Annotated in this window: 4 protein-coding genes; 1 reads left to right on the plus strand and 3 read right to left on the minus strand. The window is 71.1% G+C overall.

Annotated features, from left to right (window positions below; genetic code table 11):
- Positions 1 to 31 precede the first annotated feature (31 nt).
- The 3 genes from pyk to pta form a co-directional block, all read right to left on the minus strand.
- On the minus strand, positions 32 to 1462 hold the full coding sequence (pyk, locus tag ACFQ79_RS39975; protein WP_383593128.1) for a pyruvate kinase: 1431 nt from the start codon (positions 1460 to 1462) through the stop codon (positions 32 to 34).
- An 82-nt stretch (positions 1463 to 1544) separates the two neighbouring features.
- Positions 1545 to 2807, minus strand: coding sequence for an acetate kinase (locus ACFQ79_RS39980; protein ID WP_383593131.1), 1263 nt, complete (start codon positions 2805 to 2807; stop codon positions 1545 to 1547).
- Positions 2804 to 4885 (minus strand): phosphate acetyltransferase, encoded by a 2082-nt coding sequence (gene pta, locus ACFQ79_RS39985; RefSeq protein WP_383593134.1) that lies wholly within the window; start codon positions 4883 to 4885, stop codon positions 2804 to 2806. The genes ACFQ79_RS39980 and pta overlap by 4 nt, the downstream gene beginning before the upstream one ends.
- Positions 4886 to 5230: 345 nt before the next feature.
- Here pta and ACFQ79_RS39990 point away from each other — a divergent pair, with 345 nt between their 5' ends.
- A complete protein-coding gene (locus ACFQ79_RS39990) occupies positions 5231 to 6256 on the plus strand; it encodes an ATP-dependent 6-phosphofructokinase (protein ID WP_030321192.1) in 1026 nt (341 codons plus the stop codon).
- Positions 6257 to 6380: the final 124 nt, after the last annotated feature.

The following is a 6380-nucleotide window of genomic DNA, read 5'->3' on the forward strand; positions in this document are numbered from 1 at the left end:
GCACAGCGCGGACGGGGGCTTCGCCGTGAGGTCAGGCGCGCTCGCCGCCGCCGAGGTGGTGGACGCGGACCATGTTCGTCGTGCCGGGGACGCCGGGGGGCGAGCCGGCGGTGATGATCATGGTGTCGCCCGCGTTGTGGCGCTGGAGCTTCAGCAGCTCGGCGTCCACCAGGTCGACCATCGCGTCCGTGTTGTCCACGTGCGGGACGACGAAGGACTCGACGCCCCAGCTCAGGGTGAGCTGGTTGCGGGTGTTCTCGTCGGTCGTGAAGGCGAGGATCGGCTGCTGGACGCGGTAGCGCGAGAGGCGGCGGGCCGTGTCGCCGGACTGGGTGAAGGCGACCAGCGCCTTGCCGCCCAGGAAGTCGGCGATCTCGCAGGCCGCGCGGGCGACGGAGCCGCCCTGGGTGCGCGGCTTCTTGCCCGGCACCAGGGGCTGGAGGCCCTTGGAGAGCAGTTCCTCCTCGGCCGCGGCGACGATCTTCGACATCGTCTTCACGGTCTCGATCGGGTACGCGCCGACCGAGGACTCGGCCGACAGCATGACCGCGTCCGCGCCGTCCAGGATCGCGTTGGCGACGTCGCTCGCCTCGGCGCGGGTCGGACGGGAGTTGGTGATCATCGACTCCATCATCTGGGTCGCGACGATCACCGGCTTGGCGTTGCGGCGGCACATCTCCACGAGGCGCTTCTGCACCATCGGGACCTTCTCGAGCGGGTACTCGACGGCGAGGTCGCCTCGGGCCACCATGACCGCGTCGAAGGCCGCGACGACGGCCTCCATGTTCTCGACGGCCTGCGGCTTCTCCACCTTGGCGATGACGGGGACCCGGCGGCCCTCCTCGTCCATCACCTTGTGGACGTCCTTGACGTCGTCGGCGTCACGGACGAAGGAGAGCGCGACCATGTCGCAGCCCATGCGGAGCGCGAAACGGAGGTCGTCGACGTCCTTCTCCGACAGGGCGGGGACGTTGACCGCCGCGCCGGGCAGGTTGATGCCCTTGTGGTCGGAGATGACACCGCCCTCGACGACGATGGTCTTGACCCGGGGGCCCTCGACCTCGACGACCCGCAGTTCGACGTTGCCGTCGTTGATCAGGACCTGGTCGCCCTTGGAGACGTCGCCGGGCAGGCCCTTGTAGGTGGTGCCGCAGATGGACTTGTCACCGGGGACGTCCTCGGTGGTGATGGTGAACTCGTCACCGCGCACCAGCTCGACCGGGCCCTCGGCGAAGGTCTCGAGACGGATCTTGGGGCCCTGGAGGTCGGCGAGCACGCCGACGGCACGACCGGTGTCCGCGGAGACCTGCCGGACGCGGTCGTACCGCTCCTGGTGTTCCGCCTGGGAACCGTGGCTGAAGTTGAATCGGGCCACGTTCATGCCGGCCTCGATGAGAGCCTTCAGCTGCTCATACGAGTCGACGGCGGGGCCCAGCGTGCAGACGATTTTGGAACGGCGCATGAGGCGGATCCTATCGGTTTGTTTCACTGCGGAATATTCCGACTGGCGGAAAGTACAAATGGGCGCGGGGTCGCTCAGGCGTTCACTCTCCGAGCGTTTCTCCGCGTCCTTCTCCGGCCCTTTCCCCGGGCGTCTCCCCGCCCACCAGAGCGAAGGCCTGACGGGCGATCTCCAGCTCCTCGTCCGTCGGCACCACGGCGACCGCCACCCGCGCGTAGTCCGGCGAGATCAGCCGCGCCTCGTCCGACCGCACCGCGTTGAGGTCCGCGTCCACCGCGAGCCCCAGCTCCTCAAGGCCCGTGATCGCGGCCTCCCGCACCGGCGCCGCGTTCTCCCCGACCCCCGCCGTGAACGCCACCGCGTCCACCCGGCCCAGCACCGCGTAGTACGCCCCGATGTACTTCTTCAGCCGGTGGACGTAGATGTCGAAGGCGAGCGCCGCACGCTCGTCGCCCTCGTCGATCCGACGGCGGATCTCCCGCATGTCGTTGTCGCCGCAGAGCCCCACCAGGCCCGACTTCTTGTTCAGCAGGACGTCGATGTCGTCGGCCGACATGCCCGCCACCCGCTTGAGGTGGAAGGTGACCGCCGGGTCGATGTCGCCCGAGCGGGTGCCCATGACCAGACCCTCCAGCGGAGTCAGGCCCATCGAGGTGTCCACGCACCGGCCGCCGCGCACCGCGGAGGCGGACGCGCCGTTGCCCAGGTGCAGCACGATCACGTTCACGTCCTCCGGCTCCCTGCCGAGCAGCTTCGCCGTCTCCCGCGACACGTACGCGTGCGAGGTGCCGTGGAAGCCGTACCGCCGGATCCGGTACGCGTCCGCCGTCTCCACGTCGATCGCGTACCGCGCCGCCGACTCCGGCATCGTCGTGTGGAAGGCCGTGTCGAAGACCGCGACCTGCGGCAGGTCGGGGCGGAGCGCCGTCGCCGTACGGATGCCCGTGAGGTTCGCCGGGTTGTGCAGCGGCGCCACCGGCACGAGACGCTCGATCTCCGCCAGCACCTCGTCGTCGATGACCGTCGGCTCGGTGAACCGCAGCCCGCCGTGCACCACCCGGTGGCCGATCGCCGCCAGCTCGGGGGAGTCGAGCCCGAGCCCGTCCGCCGCCAGCTCCTCGGCGACCGCCTTCAGCGCGGCCGCGTGGTCGGCGATCGGGCCGGTCTTCTCGCGCCTCTCGCCCCCGCCGCCCCGGAGCGGGGTGTGCACGAGCCGCGAGGTCTCCTCGCCGATGCGCTCCACGAGCCCCTGGGCGAGCCGGCTGTCGTCGCGCATGTCGAGCAGCTGGTACTTCACCGACGAGGAACCGGAGTTGAGGACCAGGACGCGAGTGGGGGTTGTCATGCCGGGATCTCCTGGGCCTGGGACTGGATCGCCGTGATGGCGACCGTGTTGACGATGTCGCTGACGAGCGCGCCCCGCGAGAGGTCGTTCACGGGCTTGCGCAGACCCTGGAGCACCGGGCCGACGGCCACGGCGCCGGCCGAACGCTGCACGGCCTTGTAGGTGTTGTTGCCGGTGTTGAGGTCCGGGAAGATCAGCACGGTCGCCTGCCCCGCCACCTCCGACTCCGGCAGCTTCGTCGCCGCGACCGAGGGCTCGACGGCGGCGTCGTACTGGATGGGCCCCTCGATCCGCAGCTCCGGGTGCGCCTCGCGGACCAGCTTCGTCGCCTCCCGCACCTTGTCGACGTCGGCGCCGGAGCCCGACGTGCCGGTCGAGTACGAGAGCATCGCTATCCGCGGCTCGACGCCGAAGCGGGCCGCGGTGGCCGCCGACTGGACGGCGATGTCCGCGAGCTGCTCGGCGTTCGGATCCGGGTTGACCGCGCAGTCGCCGTACACGAGGACCTTGTCGGCGAGGCACATGAAGAAGACCGACGAGACGATCGAGGCGTCCGGCTTGGTCTTGATGATCTCGAAGGCCGGGCGGATCGTCGCCGCCGTGGAGTGCACCGAACCGGAGACCATGCCGTCGGCCAGGCCCTCCTGGACCATCAGCGTGCCGAAGTAGTTGACGTCCGAGACCACGTCGTACGCCAGCTCCACGGTGACGCCCTTGTGGGCCCGCAGCGCCGCGTACTTCTCGGCGAACGAGTCCCGCAGCTCCGAGGTCGCCGGGTCGATCAGCTGCGTGCCGGCGAGCGCGATCCCCAGATCGGCGGCCTTCTTGCGGATGACCTCGACGTCGCCGAGCAGCGTCAGGTCGCACACGTCACGGCGCAGCAGCACGTCGGCGGCGCGCAGCACCCGCTCCTCGGTGCCCTCCGGGAGCACCACACGGCGCCGGTCGGCGCGCGCCTGCTCGATGAGCTCGTGCTCGAACATCATCGGGGTCACCCGGCCGCTGCGGGCCACCGAGACCCGCTTGAGCAGGTCGGCCGTGTCCACGTGCCGCTCGAACAGGCCGAGCGCCGTCTCCGCCTTGCGCGGGGTGGCCGCGTTCAGCTTGCCCTCCAGGGCGAAGAGCTCGGTGGCGGTCGGGAAGCTGTTGCCCGGTACGGAGATGACCGGGGTGCCCGGCGCGAGACGGGCCGCCAGGGTCAGGATCTCGTCGCTGGGCCGCTCGTTCAGGGTGAGCAGCACACCGGCGATCGGCGGGGTGCCGGCCGAGTGCGCGGCCAGCGCCCCGACGACCAGGTCGGCCCGGTCCCCGGGGGTGACGACCAGACAGCCCGGGGTCAGCGCGTTGAGGAAGTTCGGCAGCATCGCGCCGCCGAAGACGAAGTCCAGCGCGTCGCGCGCGAGGCCCGCGTCGTCGCCGAGGACCACGGTGGCGCCGAGCGCGTGCTTGATCTGGGCGACGGTGGGCGCGGCGAGCGCCGGCTCGTCGGGCAGGACGTAGCAGGGCACGGGCAGCCGGGCCTTGAGCCGCTCGGCGATGACCTCCCGGTCCTCGCCAGCGACCCGGTTGACGATCATCGCGAGCACGTCGCAGCCGAGTCCGTCGTACGCCCGGAAGGCGTTGCGGGCCTCGGAACGTACGGACTCCGCCGACTGGCCCTTGCCGCCGACGACGGGGATGACGGAGGCGCCGAACTCGTTGGCGAGCCGCGCGTTGAGCGCCAGCTCGTCGGGGAGCTGGGTGGCGGCGAAGTCGGTGCCGAGGACGAGGACGACCTCGTAGTCGCGGGCGACCGCGTGGAATCGGTCGACCAGCTGCGACACCAGCTCGTCGGTGCCCCGCTCGGCCTGCAGGGCGGAGGCCTCGTGGTAGTCCATGCCGTAGACCGTCGAGGCGTCCTGCGAGAGCCGGTAGCGGGTGCGCAGCAGGTCGAAGAGGCGGTCGGGGCCGTCGTGCACCAGCGGCCGGAACACCCCCACCCGGTCCACCTGGCGGGTGAGGAGCTCCATGACTCCCAGCTCGACGACCTGGCGGCCGTCACCGCGATCGATCCCGGTCACGTACACGCTGCGCGTCACGCCGTGGTCTCCTGTCCAGTCCTGCGGAAAACGGGACTCACGGAGCCGGGGCGAGCGGTGTCCTCGCGGCACGCTCGCGGCCCGTACGCCGGTCGACGCCGTCATCCCTCGCGTCAACCGACTGTGCTCAGAAAGCCCCGATAGGGCGGCATTACCCCCTTGACAATACCCCCGCCGATGGTTAGGTCGCCCGCCGGACGAAGGGCCCGGAACCCCGGGACGAAAGGCCTCCGCCGGCGTCCCGGGAGGGACGCGCGGAGCGGCCGCGAGCGCGCCCCTCAAGCCGGGCGTGTGAGAATCGCTCTGGCTCACCAAGGAACGCGACCGAGCAGGAGACACAGCACGATGCGCATCGGAGTTCTCACCGCAGGCGGCGACTGCCCCGGCCTGAACGCAGTGATCCGGTCGGTCGTGCACCGGGCGCTGACCGGCCACGACGACGAGGTCATCGGCTTCGAGGACGGCTTCAAGGGCCTCCTCGACGGCCACTACCGCCCCCTCGACCTCAACGCCGTCAGCGGCATCCTGGCCCGCGGCGGCACCATCCTCGGCTCCGCGCGCCTGGAGCGGAACCGGCTGGCCGAGGCCGCCGAGTCCGCCCCCGACCTGGCCCGCGAGTACGGCATCGACGTCCTCATCCCGATCGGCGGCGAAGGCACCCTGACCGCCGCCCGGATGCTCTCCGACGCCGGCATGCCCGTCGTCGGCGTCCCGAAGACGATCGACAACGACATCTCGTCCACGGACCGCACCTTCGGCTTCGACACCGCCGTCGGCGTCGCCACCGAGGCCATGGACCGGCTCAAGACCACCGCCGAGTCCCACCAGCGTGTGATGGTCGTCGAGGTGATGGGCCGCCACGCCGGCTGGATCGCCCTGGAGTCCGGCATGGCCGGCGGCGCGCACGGCATCTGCCTCCCCGAGCGGCCCTTCGAGGTCGACGACCTGGTCAAGATGGTCGAGGAGCGCTTCGCCCGCGGCAAGAAGTTCGCCGTCATCTGCGTCGCCGAGGGCGCCCATCCGGTCGAGGGCTCGATGGAGTACAAGAAGGGCGAGATCGACCAGTTCGGCCACGAGCGCTTCCAGGGCATCGGCAACCAGCTCGCCGTCGAGCTGGAGCGGCGCCTCGGCAAGGAGGCCCGCCCGGTCATCCTCGGTCACGTCCAGCGCGGCGGCACGCCGACCGCGTACGACCGGGTGCTCGCGACCCGCTTCGGCTGGCACGCGGTGGAGGCCGCGCACCGCGGCGAGTTCGGCCGGATGACGGCGCTGCGGGGCACGGGCGTCGAGATGGTGCCGCTGGCGGAGGCGGTCACCCGCCTCAAGACGGTCCCGGAGGACCGCATCCGCGAGGCGGAGTCCGTCTTCTAGCCACACCGGGTCCGTACGGCCCTGTAGAGGGGCCTCGTCCATACGGCCCCGTCGTCGGGACCTCCGTCCCGACCTGTCCCGGATTCGCGCCGGGACCCGGACACACCCGAGTGGCCCCGACCGT

This window comes from Streptomyces sp. NPDC056480 (assembly GCF_042795405.1).
Classification (GTDB): Bacteria; Actinomycetota; Actinomycetes; order Streptomycetales; family Streptomycetaceae; genus Streptomyces.

Bases quoted from the DNA above. Each gene is read 5' to 3' on its own strand.
- ACFQ79_RS39980 (WP_383593131.1), bottom strand. From the start codon at position 2,807: ATGACAACCCCCACTCGCGTCCTGGTCCTCAACTCCGGTTCCTCGTCG.
- ACFQ79_RS39990 (WP_030321192.1), top strand. From the start codon at position 5,231: ATGCGCATCGGAGTTCTCACCGCAGGCGGCGACTGCCCCGGCCTGAAC.
- pyk (WP_383593128.1), bottom strand. From the start codon at position 1,462: ATGCGCCGTTCCAAAATCGTCTGCACGCTGGGCCCCGCCGTCGACTCG.